At 50.5% G+C, this 19,765-nt stretch carries 18 protein-coding genes, 2 pseudogenes and 1 other annotated feature; of the genes and pseudogenes, 8 read left to right on the top strand and 12 right to left on the bottom strand.

The features are described 5' to 3' along the window. A partial coding sequence (locus tag ABZJ92_RS05850) for an IS1 family transposase (RefSeq protein WP_071528444.1) occupies window positions 1-61 on the top strand: 61 nt, incomplete at its 5' end. Between the two features lie 15 nt (window positions 62-76). Then, window positions 77-436 (top strand): annotated as a pseudogene (locus ABZJ92_RS05845) (fimbrial family protein); the annotation flags it as partial. A gap of 37 nt (window positions 437-473) precedes the next feature. Here ABZJ92_RS05845 and nhaR read toward each other — a convergent pair. Then, on the bottom strand, window positions 474-1,373 hold the full coding sequence (gene nhaR, locus ABZJ92_RS05840) for a transcriptional activator NhaR (protein ID WP_001338226.1): 900 nt from the start codon (window positions 1,371-1,373) through the stop codon (window positions 474-476). A 65-nt stretch (window positions 1,374-1,438) separates the two neighbouring features. Next, window positions 1,439-2,605: a Na+/H+ antiporter NhaA gene (gene nhaA, locus ABZJ92_RS05835; protein WP_000681363.1), complete on the bottom strand. Its 1,167-nt coding sequence runs from the start codon at window positions 2,603-2,605 to the stop codon at window positions 1,439-1,441. Window positions 2,606-3,190: 585 nt separating this feature from the next. Here nhaA and mokC point away from each other — a divergent pair. Then, the gene (mokC, locus tag ABZJ92_RS05830) at window positions 3,191-3,343 is read left to right on the top strand and encodes a type I toxin-antitoxin system toxin MokC (protein WP_000809168.1); all 153 of its coding nucleotides are present in this window, start codon (window positions 3,191-3,193) and stop codon (window positions 3,341-3,343) included. A 103-nt stretch (window positions 3,344-3,446) separates the two neighbouring features. Here mokC and dnaJ read toward each other — a convergent pair whose 3' ends face one another. Next, window positions 3,447-4,577 (bottom strand): molecular chaperone DnaJ, encoded by a 1,131-nt coding sequence (gene dnaJ / locus ABZJ92_RS05825; protein WP_001118475.1) that lies wholly within the window; start codon window positions 4,575-4,577, stop codon window positions 3,447-3,449. A gap of 88 nt (window positions 4,578-4,665) precedes the next feature. Further along, the gene (dnaK, locus tag ABZJ92_RS05820; protein WP_000516121.1) at window positions 4,666-6,582 is read right to left on the bottom strand and encodes a molecular chaperone DnaK; all 1,917 of its coding nucleotides are present in this window, start codon (window positions 6,580-6,582) and stop codon (window positions 4,666-4,668) included. A 376-nt stretch (window positions 6,583-6,958) separates the two neighbouring features. On the opposite strand from dnaK, the gene ABZJ92_RS05815 reads away from it, so the two are divergent. The 3 genes from ABZJ92_RS05815 (at window position 6,959) to satP (ending at window position 8,817) form a co-directional block, all read left to right on the top strand. Continuing rightward, window positions 6,959-7,363: a DUF2541 family protein gene (locus tag ABZJ92_RS05815; RefSeq protein WP_000843568.1), complete on the top strand. Its 405-nt coding sequence runs from the start codon at window positions 6,959-6,961 to the stop codon at window positions 7,361-7,363. A gap of 25 nt (window positions 7,364-7,388) precedes the next feature. After that, window positions 7,389-8,102 carry an acidic protein MsyB gene (gene msyB, locus ABZJ92_RS05810; protein WP_001102351.1) on the top strand — a complete coding sequence of 238 codons (714 nt, stop codon included), beginning with the start codon at window positions 7,389-7,391 and terminating at the stop codon, window positions 8,100-8,102. A 148-nt stretch (window positions 8,103-8,250) separates the two neighbouring features. After that, entirely contained in the window at window positions 8,251-8,817 is a 567-nt protein-coding gene (satP, locus tag ABZJ92_RS05805) for an acetate uptake transporter (RefSeq protein WP_000528538.1), read from the top strand. 34 nt (window positions 8,818-8,851) lie between these two features. On the opposite strand, the gene mog is transcribed toward satP, so the two are convergent. Together mog and tal are read right to left on the bottom strand one after the other, a co-directional pair. Then, window positions 8,852-9,439, bottom strand: coding sequence for a molybdopterin adenylyltransferase (gene mog / locus ABZJ92_RS05800; protein ID WP_001295414.1), 588 nt, complete (start codon window positions 9,437-9,439; stop codon window positions 8,852-8,854). Window positions 9,440-9,553: 114 nt separating this feature from the next. Continuing rightward, window positions 9,554-10,507 (bottom strand): transaldolase, encoded by a 954-nt coding sequence (tal, locus tag ABZJ92_RS05795; RefSeq protein ID WP_000130185.1) that lies wholly within the window; start codon window positions 10,505-10,507, stop codon window positions 9,554-9,556. Window positions 10,508-10,785: 278 nt separating this feature from the next. Between tal and ABZJ92_RS05790 the strand changes: the two are divergent. Together ABZJ92_RS05790 and yaaA are read left to right on the top strand one after the other, a co-directional pair. Beyond that, window positions 10,786-12,216: pseudogene (locus ABZJ92_RS05790) on the top strand (alanine/glycine:cation symporter family protein). A 69-nt stretch (window positions 12,217-12,285) separates the two neighbouring features. Continuing rightward, a complete protein-coding gene (yaaA, locus tag ABZJ92_RS05785) occupies window positions 12,286-13,062 on the top strand; it encodes a peroxide stress protein YaaA (protein WP_000906197.1) in 777 nt (258 codons plus the stop codon). A gap of 152 nt (window positions 13,063-13,214) precedes the next feature. On the opposite strand, the gene ABZJ92_RS05780 is transcribed toward yaaA, so the two are convergent. The 6 genes from ABZJ92_RS05780 to ABZJ92_RS05755 form a co-directional block, all read right to left on the bottom strand. Next, a complete protein-coding gene (locus tag ABZJ92_RS05780) occupies window positions 13,215-13,511 on the bottom strand; it encodes a DUF2502 domain-containing protein (protein ID WP_000738723.1) in 297 nt (98 codons plus the stop codon). A 213-nt stretch (window positions 13,512-13,724) separates the two neighbouring features. After that, window positions 13,725-15,011 carry a threonine synthase gene (gene thrC, locus ABZJ92_RS05775; RefSeq protein ID WP_000781046.1) on the bottom strand — a complete coding sequence of 429 codons (1,287 nt, stop codon included), beginning with the start codon at window positions 15,009-15,011 and terminating at the stop codon, window positions 13,725-13,727. After that, complete coding sequence (gene thrB / locus ABZJ92_RS05770; protein ID WP_000241641.1) at window positions 15,012-15,944, bottom strand: homoserine kinase; 933 nt, start codon at window positions 15,942-15,944, stop codon at window positions 15,012-15,014. Window position 15,945: 1 nt separating this feature from the next. After that, window positions 15,946-18,408: a bifunctional aspartate kinase/homoserine dehydrogenase I gene (thrA, locus tag ABZJ92_RS05765; RefSeq protein WP_001264716.1), complete on the bottom strand. Its 2,463-nt coding sequence runs from the start codon at window positions 18,406-18,408 to the stop codon at window positions 15,946-15,948. 25 nt (window positions 18,409-18,433) lie between these two features. Beyond that, window positions 18,434-18,553 (bottom strand) — a sequence feature (Thr leader region). Continuing rightward, a complete protein-coding gene (gene thrL / locus ABZJ92_RS05760; RefSeq protein WP_001386572.1) occupies window positions 18,489-18,554 on the bottom strand; it encodes a thr operon leader peptide in 66 nt (21 codons plus the stop codon). Its footprint overlaps the feature before it by 65 nt. Window positions 18,555-18,767: 213 nt before the next feature. Further along, window positions 18,768-19,454, bottom strand: a complete 687-nt coding sequence (locus ABZJ92_RS05755; RefSeq protein ID WP_001223164.1) for a tRNA/rRNA methyltransferase — start codon at window positions 19,452-19,454, stop codon at window positions 18,768-18,770. Window positions 19,455-19,765 lie beyond the last annotated feature (311 nt).

The raw sequence follows: 19,765 nt of genomic DNA, 5'->3' as shown, positions 1-19,765 counted from the left end.
ATCGGTGGAGCTGCATGACAAGGTCATCGGGCATTATCTGAACATAAAACACTATCAGTAAGTTGGAGTCATTACCGAAAATTATCAGTTTCATCATATAAGATTTGACTGCATCCAGGGCGAGCAAGGTGAATTAGTTTTTGAACCCAGTGACGTTGAATATTACTTTGAACCAGTGACGATACAGGAGTCAGGAACCAGCATATTAAAAAATGAGTTAGAAAACAGTGAGGACGGTGCGGGTCAAATAGGCTTTCAACTCTCCAATGATGGTACGAATGAAATCCAGTATGGTAAAAGCAATTACTACTCTTTTCAGCATCCCCATGAAGGAAGTAATCAGATTCCTCTATTTATTCGCCCGCGTACATATGGAAACAATGTCTCAAGCGGGCAAATAATGAGCCGAGTCAAAATCGTGGTAATGTACAACTAATCTATCTCCCCCACCTTAACTTTGGGGGAGCTGCCGATTAACGCACCGCTGGACTAAAAAGCGCAGAATAATCCGTATTGCAGATTCGCTGTACCGCCGGGTGCTGAATCATCCGCTCAGCAAAAATAGCATGGTACTCTTCCATCACATTCTCGACGCGACCAATTTCTACGACAGTTTTATCGGCATAAAAGTCATATGCATAAAGCGTTGGGGCAACGAAGATTGCATTGTGCATCGCACCAAAAGCTTTCATCAAAGCGGCATCATCAAACTCGCCGAGGATTTCTACGTTTAATCCCTGGGAGTTAAACCAGTTAAGCAATTTGCGCCCTAACATTGAACGTCGCCCAGGAATCAAAAGTCGCCGTTCTTCCAGACAAGCCGGGAACGGTTTTTCTGGTGGTGGATTTGTACACCAGAAACTCACGCCACATTCGCCAATTCTCACGGAGAACAGGCCTTCCTGCTGCGTAGAGTCTATCGGACAGTCAGAAATGATCATATCCAGTTTATGCTGACTTAATTGCTCCAGCAGCATTTCGTGGGTGGATTCGAAGCAGCGAAGATGAATGGGCTCGCCTTCTACCACTGCGGCGTTAAGTACGCTACTGACCAGGCGTTTGGAAAGTGCATCAGCCACGCCAACGTCAAACAATAAATTGGATTCTTTGCGATAGTTCACAATATCCAGCATTTCCTGGCTTAAGGTGAACATTTTATCGGCATAGCGATAGACCAGTTCTCCCAGCTCGCTGGGTTCGAGACCACGTCCCTTGCGTTTAAATAATTTGCCTTGCAGGCGCTCTTCCAGCGCTCGAATCTGTCCGGTAATGGTTTGTGGAGTTAAATAAAGCGCCTCCGCTGCGCCAACCACGGAACCTTCTTTATAGACATGCCAGAAGTAATACAAGTGGTTGTAATTGATATGAGACATGCTCATTTCTCTCCCTGATAACAATGAAAAGGGAGCCGTTTATGGCTCCCCGGTAAACCGTCCTGTCAAACTGATGGACGCAAACGAACGCGTAACCAGCTGTATCCAATTACCGCCGAAGAGATAGAACCGACCAGGATACCGAGTTTCGCCCAGTTAATCAGTTCTGGATCTACGCTACCAAAGGCCAGGCTGGCAATAAAGATAGACATAGTAAAACCGATACCGCACAGGATCCCCACCACCATAATTTGCTGATAAGTCGTTCCCTCAGGCAGATGCGCCAGTTTCAAACGCAGCGCCAACCAGCAGAACAGACTAATCCCCAGCGGTTTGCCAATCAGCAAGCCAGCGATGATCCCCAATGGCAGAATGGAGGTCAAGCCATCCAGCGTGACGCCTTGCAGTGAAACGCCAGCATTAGCAAATGCAAACAGCGGCAAAATCAGATACGCCACCCACGGGTGCAACACATGCTCCAGTCGCTTCGCTGGAGAACGCCCATGCTTCTCTTTCAAAGGAATAAAGAAGCCGACAATTACCCCCGCCAGAGTTGCGTGAACCCCCGATTTCAACACCGCAGTCCACAACACCACGCCAACAAGAATATAGACGCCCGTGCGGCGTACACCACACAGATTCAATACCGCGAGTACCGCAATTGCTACAGCCGCGACGCCAAGGGAGGCCATCGATAAGTCATTAGTGTAGAACAATGCGATGATAATGATGGCCCCAAGATCGTCGATAATAGCCAGAGCCATCAAAAAGATCTTCAGCACTAACGGAACACGACTTCCCAACAGCGCCAGTACACCAAGTGCAAAAGCAATGTCAGTAGCCGCCGGGATCGCCCACCCTTCGCGGGTAATCGGATCGGCATAGTTAAAAGCCAGATAGAGTAATGCCGGCACAATCATCCCACCAATAGCGGCGATAACTGGAAATGCGGCCTGGCGTAAGCTGGCTAGCGATCCTTGCATCAGTTCACGTTTAACTTCCAGACCGACTAACAGGAAAAATACCGCCATCAGCGCATCATTTATCCATAACAGCATGTTTTTGTTGATTTCGAGTGAACCAACCCGGAGCTGAACCGGCGTCTCCAGAAAGTCGTGATACCATCCACTGGTTGCGCCGCTGTTGGCCATAATCATCGCCAGGATAGCGGCAATGATAAGAATAATGCCTCCCGAGGCATCACTGCTAAAGAATCGATGCAGATGTTTCACTTTTTATTTCTCTTTCAGGTGAATAGATCGTTTTTACTATTTTACCCCGCACGAATCATCGTTAAAATCAGATTATAGTGTAGGAATAATTCGTTTTTTACGAGCCATTGAAGAATTTGCGCCATCAGCGGTGAGATGCGTTTTTGACGGCTGTAAGCGCTCACGAGTGACCCTAAGCCCAGATAATCATAGCTTAAGGTGAGGATTCCTGAGGGATTAATTAGGAAAAGTAATAATTAATTTGTTGTCAGTCGGCGATGCTTGTTAGGCCAATATTTCAAAAATAATCCAGCTTGTCGTCAATAATTGCGATGAAGAGATAAATTAAAGTTAAATAATTAAATCATTAAAAAATTACGCCACAAAAATGCGAGGCGTCTTCAGGATTAGAATCGATAAAACAAAATGGGTTAAAGAGAGCGATATAATAGCGGCGGGTGCTTGAGGCTGTCTGTCTCAGGCATTAGCTGAACGGCAGATAGAGAAAAGCCCCGAGTGATATTTTACCATCAACCCGAGGCCTCCTATATGCTGAACACATGTAGAGTGCCTCTTACTGACCGTAAGGTCAAGGAGAAGAGAGCAATGAAGCAGCATAAGGCGATGATTGTCGCCCTGATCGTCATCTGTATCACCGCCGTAGTGGCGGCGCTGGTAACGAGAAAAGACCTCTGTGAGGTTCACATCCGAACTGGCCAGACGGAGGTTGCTGTTTTCACGGCTTACGAATCCGAGTAAGAGCAACGGCGGGGAGTGATCCCCGCCACTTTACAGGTGCTCGCATATCTTCAACGCACCCTATTTTTACCCAGGCCTGCCCACGGGCAGGCTTTTGGGGAGGTTAGCGGGTCAGGTCGTCAAAAAACTTCTTCACACCATCAAAGAAGCTCTTTGAGCGCGGGCTGTTGTGCTCGCCGGTTGGGCCACCGAAGCTTTCTTGCAGCTCTTGCAGCAGCTGTTTCTGCTTTTCGTTCAGGCCTACCGGTGTTTCGACGACAACGCGGCACAGCAAATCACCCTGTGCGCCACCGCGGACAGACTTGACGCCTTTACCGCGCATACGGAATAGCTTACCGGTCTGGGTTTCGCCAGGCACTTTCAGTTTGACGCGACCATCAAGGGTCGGTACTTCGATTTCGCCACCCAGCGCCGCCATAGCGAAGTTGATCGGGACTTCGCAATACAGGTTGTTGCCTTCACGCTCGAAAATCGGGTGCTGTTTAACCTGAACCTGAACGTACAGATCGCCTGCCGGTGCGCCATGCTCGCCCGCTTCACCTTCGCCCGCAAGACGGATGCGGTCTCCAGTGTCCACCCCTGCCGGGATTTTAACGGACAGCGTTTTGCTGCGCTCAACACGACCATGACCATGACATTTGTTGCACGGATCTTTGATCAGCGTACCGCGGCCCTGACAGTGTGGACAGGTCTGCTGTACAGCGAAGAATCCCTGGCGCATCTGCACCTGACCAGAACCATGACAGGTCGGACAGGTCTGCGGCTGTGTACCTGGTTTTGCACCGCTACCGTGGCAAACGTCACACTCTTCCAGAGTCGGAATGCGGATCTCTTTGGTCACGCCACGTACAGCTTCTTCGAGGGTGAGCTCCATGTTATAGCGTAAATCAGCACCGCGCGCCGCACGTTGACGACCACGTCCGCCGCCAAAAATATCGCCGAAAACGTCACCAAAAATATCGCTGAAGTCTGCGCCGCCGCCAAAACCACCGCCGCCCATGCCTCCTTGCTCAAACGCAGCATGACCATACTGATCGTATGCCGCACGTTTTTGCGAGTCGGTCAGAACTTCATAAGCTTCCTTGATCTCTTTAAATTTCGCCTCGGCCTCTTTGTCACCCTGGTTACGGTCCGGGTGGTATTTCATGGCCAGGCGTTTGTAGGCCTTTCTGATTTCACGCTCTTCCGCTGTTTTGGAAACGCCTAAAATCTCGTAATAATCTTGCTTAGCCATCTTTTTTAAATTGCCCCTAGATGAATGCACGGGCGGAGAGGAAATTCCCCTTCGCCCGTGTCAGTATAATTACCCGTTTATAGGGCGATTATTTTTTGTCTTTGACTTCTTCAAATTCAGCGTCGACAACATCGTCATCTTTCGCGTTGTTTGCAGAAGCATCAGCACCGGCAGTCTGCTGCTGGGCATGTTGCTGCTGGGCGATTTCCATCAGTTTCTGGGAAACCTGTGCCAGTTCCTGCATTTTCGCTTCGATAGCGGCTTTGTCTTCACCTTTCAGAGCAGTTTCCAGTGCAGTCAGCGCAGACTCGATAGCAGTTTTGTCGTCAGCCGGCAGTTTGTCGCCTGCTTCTTCAACCTGCTTACGGGTGCTGTGCAGCAGATGGTCGCCCTGGTTGCGAGTCTGTACCAGCTCTTCAAACTTACGGTCAGCTTCGGCGTTAGCTTCTGCGTCGCGTACCATTTTCTGGATTTCATCTTCGTTCAGACCAGAAGAAGCCTTGATGGTGATCTTCTGCTCTTTACCGCTGTTTTTATCTTTCGCGGAAACGTGCAGGATACCGTCAGCATCGATATCGAAGGTAACTTCGATCTGCGGCATGCCGCGCGGTGCCGGGTTGATACCATCTAGGTTGAACTGACCCAGAGATTTGTTATCAGCCGCACGTTTACGTTCACCCTGCAGCACATGGATGGTTACCGCAGACTGGTTGTCTTCAGCGGTAGAGAACACCTGGCTGTGCTTGGTCGGGATAGTGGTGTTTTTCGCGATCAGCGTCGTCATCACACCGCCCATGGTTTCGATACCCAGAGACAGCGGGGTAACGTCCAGCAGCAGTACGTCTTTTACGTCACCAGTCAGAACACCACCCTGAACAGCAGCACCGATTGCTACAGCTTCGTCCGGGTTAACGTCTTTACGCGGCTCTTTACCAAAGAACTCAGCAACTTTCTTCTGAACCATTGGCATACGAGTCTGACCACCAACGAGGATAACGTCGTCGATATCAGATACGGACAGGCCAGCATCCTGCAGTGCAACTTTCAGCGGCTCAATGGAACGGTTTACCAGATCTTCAACCAGGCTTTCCAGTTTCGCACGAGTCACTTTGATGTTCATGTGTTTCGGACCGGTCGCGTCTGCAGTGATGTATGGCAGGTTAACGTCGGTCTGCTGAGCGGAAGACAGTTCGATTTTCGCTTTTTCTGCCGCTTCTTTCAGGCGCTGCATTGCCAGCGGATCGTTGCGCAGGTCAATGCCCTGATCTTTCTTGAATTCTTCAACCAGATAGTTGATCAGACGGCTGTCGAAGTCTTCACCACCCAGGTGGGTATCACCGTTGGTTGCCAGAACTTCGAAGGTTTTTTCGCCGTCAACTTCGTCGATTTCGATAATAGAAATATCGAAAGTACCACCCCCCAGGTCATAAACCGCGATAGTACGGTTGCCAGTGCCTTTGTCCAGACCGTAAGCCAGCGCAGCTGCGGTCGGTTCGTTGATGATACGTTTTACTTCCAGACCAGCGATACGGCCTGCGTCTTTGGTTGCCTGACGCTGAGCATCGTTAAAGTATGCCGGTACGGTGATAACAGCTTCAGTTACCGGTTCACCCAGGTAATCTTCAGCGGTTTTCTTCATTTTTTTCAGCACTTCAGCAGAAATCTGCGGCGGTGCCATTTTCTGGCCTTTAACTTCGACCCATGCGTCGCCGTTATCAGCAGCAATAATTTTGAACGGCATGATGGAAACATCACGCTGTACTTCTTCGTCCTGGAAGCGGCGGCCAATCAGGCGTTTAATCGCAAACAGGGTGTTTTGCGGGTTCGTCACTGCCTGACGTTTAGCCGGCTGACCAACCAGAGTTTCACCATCCTGGGTATAGGCAATGATAGAAGGCGTGGTGCGATCGCCTTCGGCGTTCTCCAGCACGCGAGGAATGGTGCCATCCATAATCGCTACACAAGAGTTGGTAGTACCCAGGTCGATACCAATTATTTTACCCATCTAAACGTCTCCACTATATATTCGGTCATCATGTGGTTGTGAGTCTGTAATAGGGGCGAAACGTCTGGTTTCAACTGCCCAATTTCATTTTTTTGCAGACTCACTCACTGCGGTTGACTACTAAATGGGGTCGTAACCCACGTCATCAAGGGGGAGATGCAAAAATTTTTTGTGCTTTTGCGCAGAAATTTCGCGATATGGCAGGACAAGACGTAAAATTGACAGCAATTTTATTCATATAAAGAATGAATCGCAGCCAAGGCGTTCATCAAAAAATTGTAATAAAAAGAAAAGATTACGTGCCTGAATCTTCTCTTTATCAGCAGTAAACTAGTGGGTATTCATCCCCCTACCTCTTCCCACTAAGAGAATCCTTATGAAATCCGTTTTTACGATTTCCGCCAGCCTGGCGATTAGCCTGATGCTGTGCTGCACGGCGCAGGCAAACGACCATAAACTCCTCGGCGTCATTGCAATGCCGCGTAACGAAACCAACGATCTGGCGCTGAAACTTCCTGTTTGTCGCATTGTGAAACGCATACAACTCTCTGCCGACCATGGCGATTTACAGTTAAGTGGTGCATCGGTTTATTTCAAAGCCGCCCGTAGCGCCAGTCAGAGCCTGAATATTCCTTCAGAAATAAAAGAAGGGCAAACCACTGACTGGATCAACATTAACAGCGATAACGACAATAAACGCTGCGTCTCAAAAATCACCTTTTCCGGTCATACGGTGAACTCATCGGATATGGCCACGCTGAAAATTATCGGCGACGACTAACGCCAGAATATAGAAGCCACAAAAAATGAATGTTAATTACCTGAATGATTCAGATCTGGATTTTCTTCAGCATTGTAGTGAGGAACAGTTGGCAAATTTCGCCCGATTGCTCACCCATAATGAAAAAGGCAAAACTCGCCTCTCCAGCATACTGATGCGCAACGAACTGTTTAAATCGATGGAAGGGCATCCCGAGCAACATCGCCGCAACTGGCAGCTGATTGCCGGAGAATTACAGCATTTTGGTGGCGATAGTATCGCCAACAAACTGCGCGGACACGGTAAATTGTATCGGGCCATTTTGCTCGATGTTTCAAAGCGATTGAAGCTGAAAGCCGACAAAGAGATGTCTACGTTTGAAATTGAGCAACAGTTACTGGAACAATTTCTGCGTAATACCTGGAAGAAAATGGACGAGGAACATAAGCAGGAGTTTCTGCACGCGGTCGATGCCAGGGTGAATGAGCTGGAAGAGCTGCTGCCGCTGCTGATGAAAGACAAATTATTGGCAAAAGGTGTGTCGCATTTGCTTTCCAGCCAACTGACCCGCATTTTACGCACCCACGCAGCAATGAGCGTACTTGGGCATGGTTTGCTGCGCGGCGCGGGGCTGGGAGGCCCTGTGGGCGCAGCATTAAATGGGGTTAAAGCGGTCAGCGGCAGCACCTATCGCGTGACGATTCCAGCCGTACTGCAAATCGCCTGCCTGCGCCGGATGGTTAGCGCCACTCAGGTCTGATACCGGAAACCGGGGAAAATTTTCATTTTCCCCTCAAAAGATCGTAGACACTGCCCCACTGGCTGATTATTATGCCGCGCCCTGAAAACACTACAGTTATTCAGGGAAATTATTTCACCATTCATTCGATGATGATTTTTGAGGAATTATGGGCAACACTAAGTTGGCTAATCCGGCACCGCTGGGCCTGATGGGCTTCGGCATGACCACCATTCTGCTTAACCTGCACAACGTGGGTTATTTCGCTCTGGACGGTATTATTCTTGCCATGGGCATTTTCTACGGCGGCATCGCGCAAATTTTTGCTGGTCTGCTGGAGTACAAAAAAGGCAACACTTTCGGTTTAACCGCATTCACCTCTTACGGTTCTTTCTGGCTGACGCTGGTTGCGATTCTGCTGATGCCGAAACTGGGTCTGACCGATGCGCCAAATGCACAGTTCCTTGGTGTCTACCTGGGTCTGTGGGGCGTATTTACGCTGTTTATGTTCTTCGGCACTCTGAAAGGCGCGCGCGTCCTGCAATTCGTTTTCTTTAGCCTGACCGTGCTGTTTGCCCTGCTGGCGATCGGTAACATTGCCGGTAATGCCGCGATCATCCACTTTGCCGGCTGGATTGGTCTGATCTGCGGTGCCAGCGCAATCTATCTGGCGATGGGTGAAGTGCTGAACGAGCAGTTTGGTCGCACCGTTCTGCCGATTGGTGAATCCCACTAATTGTCTTGAGATCCCCCCGCTCGGGGGGATTTTTTTATTCGCTAACGTCGCGTCTTGCACTCTTCGGTCTGAATGCAGCAACCACTTCTGGTGCCGTTTCAACGTATGGCCCTTCCAGCAACTGAATGCAGTACGGTACGCTGGCAAAAATACCATGCACCACAACGTTACCCTCAGCGTCCTTCACACCTTCCAGCGTCTCTTTAATAGACTTCGGCTGACCGGGTAAGTTAAGGATCAGCGCCTGTTTGCGAATCACGCCCACCTGACGCGAAAGGATCGCAGTTGGTACAAAATGCAGGCTGATCTGGCGCATCTGTTCACCAAAGCCAGGCATCTCGCGGTCCGCTACTGCCAGCGTCGCATCGGGCGTTACGTCACGACGCGCCGGGCCAGTTCCGCCCGTGGTGAGCACCAGATGGCAACTCATTTCATCCACCAGCTCACACAACGTTTGCTCGATGATCGCCTGCTCATCGGGGATTAAGCGGGTTTCCAGTTCAAACGGCGTGGTTAGCGCCGATGTCAGCCATTCTTCCAGCGCTGGAATGCCTTTATCCTGATAAACGCCGCTGGATGCGCGATCAGAGATGGAAACTAAGCCAATACGTAAAGTATTCATCAAGATTTTTCCGTTTAAACAATCTCGTTAAACAGAATGATACACTGCGAAGGGAGTGACAGACAGGCTTCAGAAGAGGTAGCGTGACCGACTTCCCGGTCACGCTAAGAATGATTACAGCAGATCGCCGATCATTTTTTCCAGTTTTTCCTGGTCAATAGCAAACTTACGGATACCTTCCGCCAGTTTATCTACTGCCATTGGATCCTGGTTGTGCTGCCACAGGAACTCGGACTCAGTGATACGCGCCGGACGCGCTTTCACTTCGCCGGTGTAAGACAGTTTACGTTCGATAGCCCCTTCGCTCTCCGCCAGCTCTTTCAGCAGTGCCGGTGCGATGGTCAGACGGTCACAGCCTGCCAGTTCCAGAATTTCGCCGATGTTACGGAAGCTTGCGCCCATAACCACGGTTTCATAACCGTGCTCTTTGTAGTACTGGTAGATTTCAGATACAGAAACCACGCCCGGATCTTCTGCCGGAGCGTACTCTTTCTTATCGGTATTCGCTTTGTACCAGTCAAGAATACGGCCAACAAACGGCGAGATCAGGAACACGCCCGCCTCCGCACAAGCACGAGCCTGAGCGAAGGAGAACAGCAGGGTCAGGTTACAGTTGATACCTTCTTTTTCCAGCTGTTCTGCAGCACGGATACCCTGCCAGGTAGAAGCCAGTTTGATCAGAATACGATCGTTGCTAATACCTGCATCGTTGTAGAGTTTGATCAGGCGTTTTGCTTTCGCAATTGACGCTTCAGTGTCATAGGAAAGACGCGCATCAACTTCAGTTGAGATACGGCCCGGAACCAGTTTCAGGATTTCCAGACCAATATTTACTGCCAGTTTGTCGGTCGCGTCCACGATCTGCTGCGCGCGATCGTTGCTCTGCTGTTTCGCCCAGGCGACAGCATCATCAATCAACTTACGGTATTCCGGAATCTGCGCTGCGTTAAGAATGAGAGAAGGGTTGGTTGTGGCATCCTGCGGTTGATACAGCTTCATTGCCGCGATGTCCCCAGTGTCGGCCACTACGGTGGTGTACTGACGAAGGGAGGTCAATTTGTCCGTCATGATAGTATTTCTCTTTAAACAGCTTGTTAGGGGGATGTAACCGGTCTGCCCTGATGATATCACGACGCAACGTCAGCGCAACCGCCGACAAGACGGTTATCGCCAGGCGAGACTGTTTCGGATTTCTGACACTGCGTTGATATCGCCCACCATTTTTATACAAAACCTCATGTATGCTACGCAGAAGTTATCAAGTACCTCGTAGCGTATATACTTCTTAAACAATTGGTAACGTTTACACAGGAAAGTCATCGCGACCGGCAATAAGAGGGATATGCATGCCAGATTTTTTCTCCTTTATTAACAGCGTCCTTTGGGGATCGGTAATGATTTACCTGCTCTTCGGCGCAGGTTGTTGGTTCACTTTTCGCACCGGATTTGTGCAGTTTCGCTACATCCGCCAGTTTGGCAAAAGTCTTAAAAATAGCATTCATCCACAGCCAGGCGGTTTAACCTCATTTCAGTCATTGTGTACCAGTCTTGCGGCGCGCGTGGGTAGCGGCAACCTGGCCGGCGTTGCGCTGGCAATTACCGCCGGTGGACCAGGTGCCGTCTTTTGGATGTGGGTTGCTGCGTTTATCGGCATGGCGACCTCGTTTGCCGAATGTTCCCTTGCACAACTTTATAAAGAACGTGACGTCAATGGGCAGTTTCGTGGCGGACCGGCATGGTATATGGCGCGCGGGCTGGGGATGCGCTGGATGGGCGTTCTGTTCGCCGTCTTTTTGCTCATCGCCTACGGCATAATTTTCAGCGGAGTTCAGGCGAACGCCGTTGCCCGAGCCCTGAGTTTTTCTTTTGATTTTCCTCCGCTGGTGACGGGCATTATTCTCGCTGTCTTTGCTCTGCTGGCAATCACTCGTGGTCTTCATGGCGTCGCCCGGCTCATGCAGGGGTTTGTCCCGTTGATGGCGATAATCTGGGTACTGACCAGCCTGGTGATTTGCGTAATAAATATCGGGCAACTTCCCCACGTCATTTGGTCTATTTTTGAGAGTGCTTTTGGCTGGCAGGAAGCGGCAGGCGGCGCGGCGGGATATACCTTAAGCCAGGCGATTACTAACGGTTTTCAGCGCAGTATGTTTTCCAATGAGGTGGGAATGGGATCGACGCCAAACGCGGCAGCGGCAGCTGCATCCTGGCCTCCGCATCCGGCAGCACAAGGGATTGTCCAGATGATTGGCATTTTTATCGACACCCTGGTCATCTGTACGGCAAGCGCCATGCTGATATTACTGGCGGGTAACGGCACAACCTACATGCCGCTGGAAGGTATTCAGCTTATCCAGAAGGCGATGCGGGTGCTAATGGGTTCCTAGGGTGCTGAATTTGTTACCCTCGTGGTTATTCTGTTTGCCTTCAGCTCCATCGTTGCCAACTACATTTATGCCGAAAACAATCTCTTCTTTTTACGCCTGAACAACCCTAAAGCGATCTGGTGTTTGCGGATCTGCACCTTCGCAACGGTCATCGGCGGCACCTTGCTAAGCCTTCCGCTGATGTGGCAACTGGCAGATATCATAATGGCCTGCATGGCTATTACCAATTTGACCGCCATTTTACTGCTCTCGCCTGTGGTTCATACCATTGCCAGTGATTATCTACGCCAGCGTAAACTCGGCGTGCGCCCGGTGTTTGATCCGTTGCGTTATCCGGATATCGGTCGCCAGCTTTCTCCGGACGCGTGGGATGATGTTTCGCAGGAGTAATCACAACTATCGATCAACTCATTCTCTTTTTTTGCTAAAGTCGGCATAAATTTCCTGCAAGGACTGGATATGCTGATTCTTATTTCACCTGCGAAAACGCTTGATTACCAAAGCCCGTTGACCACCACGCGCTATACGCTGCCGGAGCTGTTAGACAATTCCCAGCAGTTGATCCATGAAGCGCGGAAACTGACGCCTCCGCAGATTAGCACGCTGATGCGCATCAGCGACAAACTGGCGGGTATCAACGCCGCTCGCTTTCATGACTGGCAGCCAGATTTCACGCCGGCGAATGCCCGCCAGGCGATTCTGGCGTTTAAAGGTGATGTCTACACCGGCTTGCAGGCCGAAACCTTCAGCGAAGACGATTTCGATTTTGCCCAACAGCATTTGCGAATGCTTTCCGGCTTGTATGGCGTACTGCGCCCGCTCGATTTAATGCAGCCTTATCGTCTGGAAATGGGGATCCGTCTTGAGAATGCCCGAGGGAAAGATCTGTATCAATTCTGGGGAGATATCATCACCAACAAGCTGAACGAGGCGCTCGCAGCACAAGGCGATAATGTGGTGATTAATCTGGCGTCAGATGAGTATTTTAAATCGGTGAAGCCGAAGAAATTGAATGCCGAGATTATCAAGCCGGTGTTCCTCGATGAGAAGAACGGCAAATTTAAGATCATCAGCTTCTACGCTAAGAAAGCACGCGGTCTGATGAGTCGTTTCATTATTGAAAATCGGCTGACCAAACCAGAGCAACTGACTGGTTTTAATAGCGAAGGTTACTTCTTTGATGAAGATTCCTCCAGCAATGGCGAACTGGTGTTTAAACGCTACGAGCAGCGTTAAGTTTGTAGTCAATGCCGGATGCGGCGTGAACGCCTTATCCGGCCTACAAAAGCATGCAGATTCAATATATTGCAGAATTAACGTAGGCCTGATAAGACGCGCCAGCGTCGCATCAGGCGCTGAATGCCGGATTGTTACCCGGCATTTGTCATTTAGCGGTGATGTTTGCCTGGACCATGACCGCCGTGATGATCATGAGGAGCTTTCTTATGGTGGCGCGGCGGTGGCGGCGGTCCGTGTGGGTGCCAGCGATTGCCTCGCCATTCATAATGTTGTTTCCACCAGCCGTGGTCGCGCCAGTGACCTCCATCCCAGTAATAGCCACGATTATCACGATCGCCTATCTGTAATTTTACTGACGGGACTAACGTAATTTCCGCAGCCTGTGCTGCCATGGGAGCGACCAGAACCAGGGAAAGTGCGAGTACGATAGATTGCATCTTTTTCACAGGTTACTCCTTTTATCATTGCCCGTTATGGGTCGATATCCGGAGATTACGCGATGAGAACGACGGTTGTTATTCTCCGCAATCCTAATCTCTAAGTTACCGCATTTATTGATAATTTCTCCTTTTTCCCTGTCGTTTTTCTCCATAATTTCTTCATAAAAAAGCCGGGCTGCATAAAAGCAAACCCGGCCTGATTGAGATAATGAATAGATTTTACTGATGATTCATCATCAATTTACGCAACGCAGAAAAATCGGCGGGCAGATTATGTGAAAGCAAGGGTAAATCAGCACGTTCTGCCAGCTCTTTTGGCAGATCCAACGTTTCACCGAGAATCGCTTCCACGCTCTCTTTAAATTTCGCCGGATGCGCGGTGCCGAGGAACAAGCCATATTCGCCTGGATTCAACTGGTCACGCAGCGCACGATACGCTACGGCAGCGTGCGGCTCCGAGGTGTAGCCCAGTTCTTTTAACTCACGCATTGTCTGTTGCGTGGTTTCATCATCCACGGCTGCATAACCCAGCTCTTTCAGTTGCCAGATTTTGCGGCGGAACAACTCTTCCACACGCGGCCAGTTGTTCGGCTGACTCACGTCCATCGCGTTGGATAACGTCGCCTGAGTCGCTTTGGGTGACCACTGACCGTCGTGCAGGAAACGTGGCACGGTATCGTTCACGTTGGTCGCAGCAATAAAACGTTTCACCGGCAGACCGAATGACTTCGCCAGCAGACCCGCCGTCAAATCGCCGAAGTTTCCGCTTGGCACCGAGACAACCAGCTGGTTGCGCGCCTCCTGCGGCAGCTGCGCAACAGCTTCAAAGTAGTAGCAAATCTGCGCCAGCAAACGGCTGATGTTAATCGAGTTAGCCGAGTTTAACCCCAGCGCCACTTTCAGTTCTTCATCATCAAACGCCTGCTTCACCAGCGCCTGACAGGCATCGAAATCGCCGTCGATGGCAACAGTTTCGATATTGCCGCCCAACGTACAGAACAGTTTTTCTTGCAGTGGACTGATTTTGCCTCGTGGATAGAGGATAACCACTTTCACATTCGGCAAACCGTAGAAAGCATGAGCCACTGCAGCTCCGGTATCACCGGAGGTCGCGGTCAGAATGGTCACTGGCTTATCATCCGCAATATGGGTCAGCATTTGTGCCATAAAGCGACCGCCGAAATCTTTAAATGCCAGCGTTGGCCCGTGGAACAATTCCAGACAACCGACATCGCTTTCAACATTGGCGACCGGAGCCGGGAAGGCAAACGCCGCGCGCACGCGCTCTTCCAGGATTTCCTGTGGGATTTCATCACCAATAAACGCCGAGAGGATCTTCGCACTGCGGGTGACAAAATCCAGCTTCAGCATCTCATCAATTTCAGTCAGGCTGAATTCCGGCAGGTCGTGCGGAAAAAACAGCCCCTGATTTTTGCCCAACCCCTGGGTTACGGCTTGCGCAAAGCTGACCTGCTCGTTGTGATCTTTCAGATTGTAGAGTTTCATTTAGTTTTCCAGTACTCGTGCGCCCGCCGTATCCAGCCGGCAAATATGAACAAAACCTTCCTGATTTTGCAGGTAGTTCTTACCCAACCAGTCGGCAACGCGCTGGGCGGTATCCGGCTTGTCACATAGAGCGAACAAGGTCGGGCCGGAGCCGGAGATACCGCTCGCTACCGCGCCGATTTCCGCGACAGCCTGCCGCGCCTGCCGGAAGCCAGGCAGTAACCGTTCACGGTAGGGTTCAGCGATAACATCTTTCATCAGCTTCGCGGCAAGCTCAGGCTGACGGGAATAGCAGGCGTGAATGAAGCCAGCCAGATGTCGCCCGTGCGCAATGCAATCCTGGCGGCGATACTGCGCCGGTAAAATAGCCCGGGCTTCTGCCGTCGAGACTTTAATTCCCGGATACGCCAGCACCCACAGCCACTCATCAAACCCTGGCACTTGCTGGCTGATGATGTCGTTTTCTTCGATCATCAACTGCATACCACCAAGAAAACACGGTGCCACGTTGTCGTAATGAATGCTGCCGGAGATACGTCCTTCCAGCTCGCCCATCAAAGCCAGCAAACGAGTGTCATTAAGCGGCTTGCCGCAGTGTTCATTCATCGCCATCAGCGCCGCGACCACCGAACAGGCGCTGGAGCCTAAGCCCGAACCGATCGGCATATTCTTTTCCAGAGTCATCGCCACTGGAATTTGCTTGCCAAGCTCCTGGCAAAAACGCTCCCAGCACTGATAAACGATATTTTCCCGTGGTTCTGACGGCAGCTTATCGGCAAAGCGTCCGAGTTTGTTGAGACTGAATGTCTCTGCCGCCTCAACCGTGACTACATCTCCGAGCAATGCACCATCAACGGGTGCCACCGCCGCCCCGAGCACATCAAACCCGACGCTCATATTGGCACTGGAAGCCGGGGCATAAACTTTAACCATGTCAGACTCCTAACTTCCATGAGAGGGTACGTAGCAGATCGGCAAAGACACCGGCAGCGGTAACGTCATTGCCCGCACCATATCCGCGCAGCACCAACGGCAGCGGCTGATAATAGTGGCTATAAAAGGCCAGGGCGTTTTCGCCATTTTTCACTTTGAACAGCGGATCATTCCCATCCACTTCGGCAATCTTCACGCGGCAGACACCATCTTCATCAATATTGCCAACATAGCGCAAAACTTTTCCTTCATCACGGGCCTTCGCCACGCGCGCGGCAAAGAGATCGTCGAGCTGTGACAGATTCGCCATAAAAGCGGCAACATCACCCTCGGCGTTAAACTCTGCGGGCAGCACAGGTTCAATTTCAATATCCGCCAGCTCCAGTTCACGTCCCGTTTCACGAGCGAGAATCAATAGTTTACGCGCCACATCCATACCAGAAAGATCATCTCGCGGGTCCGGTTCGGTATAACCCATTTCCCGCGCCAGCGTGGTCGCCTCGGAGAAACTCATGCCTTCGTCTAACTTGCCGAAGATATAAGAAAGCGAACCTGAAAGAATGCCGGAGAACTTCACCAATTCATCACCTGCATTGAGCAGATTTTGCAGGTTCTCAATAACCGGTAATCCAGCCCCAACGTTGGTGTCATAGAGGAATTTACGCCGCGATTTTTCCGCCGCATAACGCAACTGATGATAGTAATCCATCGACGAGGTGTTGGCCTTTTTGTTCGGCGTGACAACGTGGAAACCTTCGCGCAGGAAGTCGGCATATTGATCCGCCACTGCCTGGCTGGAGGTGCAGTCAACAATGACCGGGTTCAGCAGATGATATTCTTTCACGAGGCGAATTAAGCGCCCGAGATTAAACGGCTCTTTGGCTTGTGCAAGTTCTTCCTGCCAGTTTTCCAGATTAAGGCCATGCACACTAGTGAGCAGAGCCTTCGAGTTGGCAACGCCGCAGACACGTAAGTCGATATGTTTATTCTTCAGCCAGCTTTGCTGACGCTTCAGTTGCTCCAGCAGCGCACCGCCAACGCCACCGACGCCAATCACAAACACTTCGATAACCTGATCGGTATTGAACAGCATCTGATGAGTAACGCGCACGCCAGTGGTCGCATCATCGTTATTTACCACGACAGAGATTGAGCGTTCAGAAGATCCCTGAGCAATGGCGACAATGTTGATATTGGCGCGGGCCAGCGCGGCAAAGAATTTCGCCGAGATCCCACGCAAGGTGCGCATACCATCACCTACCACCGAGATAATGGCCAGCCGTTCCGTCACCGCCAGCGGCTCCAGTAAGCCTTCTTTCAGTTCCAGGTAGAACTCTTCCTGCATTGCCCGTTCAGCTCGCACACAGTCGCTTTGTGGAACGCAGAAACTGATACTGTATTCGGAAGATGATTGCGTAATCAGCACCACGGAAATACGGGCGCGTGACATTGCAGCAAAGACGCGCGCCGCCATGCCAACCATCCCTTTCATCCCCGGGCCGGAAACGCTGAACATTGCCATGTTATTCAGATTGGAAATGCCCTTGACCGGTAATTCGTCTTCATCACGGCTGGCACCAATGAGCGTACCTGGTGCTTGAGGATTTCCGGTATTTTTAATCAGGCAAGGGATCTGGAACTGGGCGATGGGGGTAATGGTGCGGGGGTGAAGAACTTTAGCGCCGAAGTAGGAAAGCTCCATCGCTTCCTGGTAGGACATCGACTTCAACAACCTCGCATCGGGCACCTGACGCGGGTCGCAGGTATAGACCCCGTCAACGTCCGTCCAAATCTCGCAACAATCGGCGCGTAAACAGGCAGCCAGCACCGCCGCGGAGTAGTCGGAACCGTTACGTCCAAGCACCACCAGTTCGCCTTTTTCATTACCGGCGGTGAAACCTGCCATCAACACCATGTGATCAGCCGGAATGCGGCTTGCCGCAATACGGCGGGTGGACTCAGCAATATCGACGGTAGATTCGAGGTAATGCCCCACTGCCAGCAGTTTTTCGACCGGATCGATAACGGTAACGTTGTGACCACGCGCTTCTAACACGCCGGCCATAATGGCGATCGACATTTTCTCGCCACGGCAAATCAGCGCAGCGTTGATGCTATCCGGGCACTGCCCCAACAAACTAATGCCATGCAGGACATGTTTTATTTGGGCAAATTCCTGATCGACGAAAGTTTTCAATTGCGCCAGCGGGAACCCCGGCTGGGCGGCGGCGAGTCCCGTCAAAAGTTCGGCAAAAATACGTTCGGCATCGCTGATATTGGGTAAAGCATCCTGGCCGCTAATGGTTTTTTCAATCATCGCCACCAGGTGGTTGGTGATTTTGGCGGGGGCAGAGAGGACGGTGGCCACCTGCCCCTGCCTGGCATTGCTTTCCAGAATATCGGCAACACGCAGAAAACGTTCTGCATTTGCCACTGATGTACCGCCGAACTTCAACACTCGCATGGTTGTTACCTCGTTACCTTTGGTCGAAAAAAAAGCCCGCACTGTCAGGTGCGGGCTTTTTTCTGTGTTTCCTGTACGCGTCAGCCCGCACCGTTACCTGTGGTAATGGTGATGGTGGTGGTAATGGTGGTGCTAATGCGTTTCATGGATGTTGTGTACTCTGTAATTTTTATCTGTTTGTGCGCTATGCCTATATTGGTTAAAGTATTTAGTGACCTAAGTCAATAAAATTTTAATTTACTCACGGCAGGTAACCAGTTCAGAAGCTGCTATCAGACACTCTTTTTTTAATCCACACAGAGACATATTGCCCGTTGCAGTCAGAATGAAAAGCTGAAAAATACTTACTAAGGCGTTTTTTATTTGGTGATATTTTTTTCAATATCATGCAGCAAACGGTGCAACATTGCCGTGTCTCGTTGCTCTAAAAGCCCCAGGCGTTGCTGTAACCAGTCGACCAGTTTTATGTCATCTGCCACTGCCAGAGTCGTCAGCAATGCCATGACTCGTTCGCGTAAAGCTTGCAGTTGATGTTGGTCTGCCGTTGTGTCACTTTTCGCCGGTTGTTGTATTAATGTTGCTAATTGATAGCAATAGACCATCACCGCCTGCCCCAGATTGAGCGAAGGATAATCCGCCACCATCGGCACACCAGTAAGCACGTCAGCCAACGCTAACTCTTCGTTAGTCAGCCCGGAATCTTCGCGACCAAACACCAGCGCGGCATGGCTCATCCATGAAGATTTTTCCTCTAACAGCGGCACCAGTTCTACTGGCGTGGCGTAGTAATGATATTTCGCCCGACTACGCGCAGTGGTGGCGACAGTGAAATCGACATCGTGTAACGATTCAGCCAGTGTCGGGAAAACTTTAATATTATCAATAATATCACCAGATCCATGTGCGACCCAGCGGGTGGCTGGCTCCAGGTGTGCCTGACTATCGACAATCCGCAGTTCGCTAAAACCCATCGTTTTCATTGCCCGCGCCGCTGCCCCAATATTTTCTGCTCTGGCGGGTGCGACCAGGATAATCGTTATACGCATATTGCCACTCTTCTTGACCAAATAACCGCGAACAGGGTGATCACTGTCAACTTATTACGCGGTGCGAATTTACAAATTCTTAACGTAAGCCGCAGAAAAAGCCCTTTACTTAGCTTAAAAAAGGCTAAACTATTTTCTGACTGCACTAACGGTTTAATTGTTAAAAAATGCTACATATCCTTCTGTTTACTTAGGATAATTTTATAAAAAATAAATCTCGACAATTGGATTCACCACGTTTATTAGTTGTATGATGCAACTAGTTGGATTATTAAAATAATGTGACGAAAGCTAGCATTTAGATACGATGA

It is taken from the genome of Shigella sp. FJ200513 (genome assembly GCF_040495915.1).
Classification (GTDB): domain Bacteria; phylum Pseudomonadota; class Gammaproteobacteria; order Enterobacterales; family Enterobacteriaceae; genus ECMA0423.
This window is presented reverse-complemented; position numbering and strand designations above follow the sequence as displayed.

Bases quoted from the DNA above. Each gene is read 5' to 3' on its own strand.
- thrB (WP_000241641.1), bottom strand. From the start codon at position 15,944: ATGGTTAAAGTTTATGCCCCGGCTTCCAGTGCCAATATGAGCGTCGGG.
- mog (WP_001295414.1), bottom strand. From the start codon at position 9,439: ATGAATACTTTACGTATTGGCTTAGTTTCCATCTCTGATCGCGCATCC.
- thrC (WP_000781046.1), bottom strand. From the start codon at position 15,011: ATGAAACTCTACAATCTGAAAGATCACAACGAGCAGGTCAGCTTTGCG.
- mokC (WP_000809168.1), top strand. From the start codon at position 3,191: ATGAAGCAGCATAAGGCGATGATTGTCGCCCTGATCGTCATCTGTATC.
- ABZJ92_RS05755 (WP_001223164.1), bottom strand. From the start codon at position 19,454: ATGCGTATAACGATTATCCTGGTCGCACCCGCCAGAGCAGAAAATATT.
- tal (WP_000130185.1), bottom strand. From the start codon at position 10,507: ATGACGGACAAATTGACCTCCCTTCGTCAGTACACCACCGTAGTGGCC.
- ABZJ92_RS05815 (WP_000843568.1), top strand. From the start codon at position 6,959: ATGAAATCCGTTTTTACGATTTCCGCCAGCCTGGCGATTAGCCTGATG.
- nhaR (WP_001338226.1), bottom strand. From the start codon at position 1,373: ATGTCTCATATCAATTACAACCACTTGTATTACTTCTGGCATGTCTAT.
- dnaJ (WP_001118475.1), bottom strand. From the start codon at position 4,577: ATGGCTAAGCAAGATTATTACGAGATTTTAGGCGTTTCCAAAACAGCG.
- yaaA (WP_000906197.1), top strand. From the start codon at position 12,286: ATGCTGATTCTTATTTCACCTGCGAAAACGCTTGATTACCAAAGCCCG.
- dnaK (WP_000516121.1), bottom strand. From the start codon at position 6,582: ATGGGTAAAATAATTGGTATCGACCTGGGTACTACCAACTCTTGTGTA.
- msyB (WP_001102351.1), top strand. From the start codon at position 7,389: ATGAATGTTAATTACCTGAATGATTCAGATCTGGATTTTCTTCAGCAT.
- satP (WP_000528538.1), top strand. From the start codon at position 8,251: ATGGGCAACACTAAGTTGGCTAATCCGGCACCGCTGGGCCTGATGGGC.
- thrA (WP_001264716.1), bottom strand. From the start codon at position 18,408: ATGCGAGTGTTGAAGTTCGGCGGTACATCAGTGGCAAATGCAGAACGT.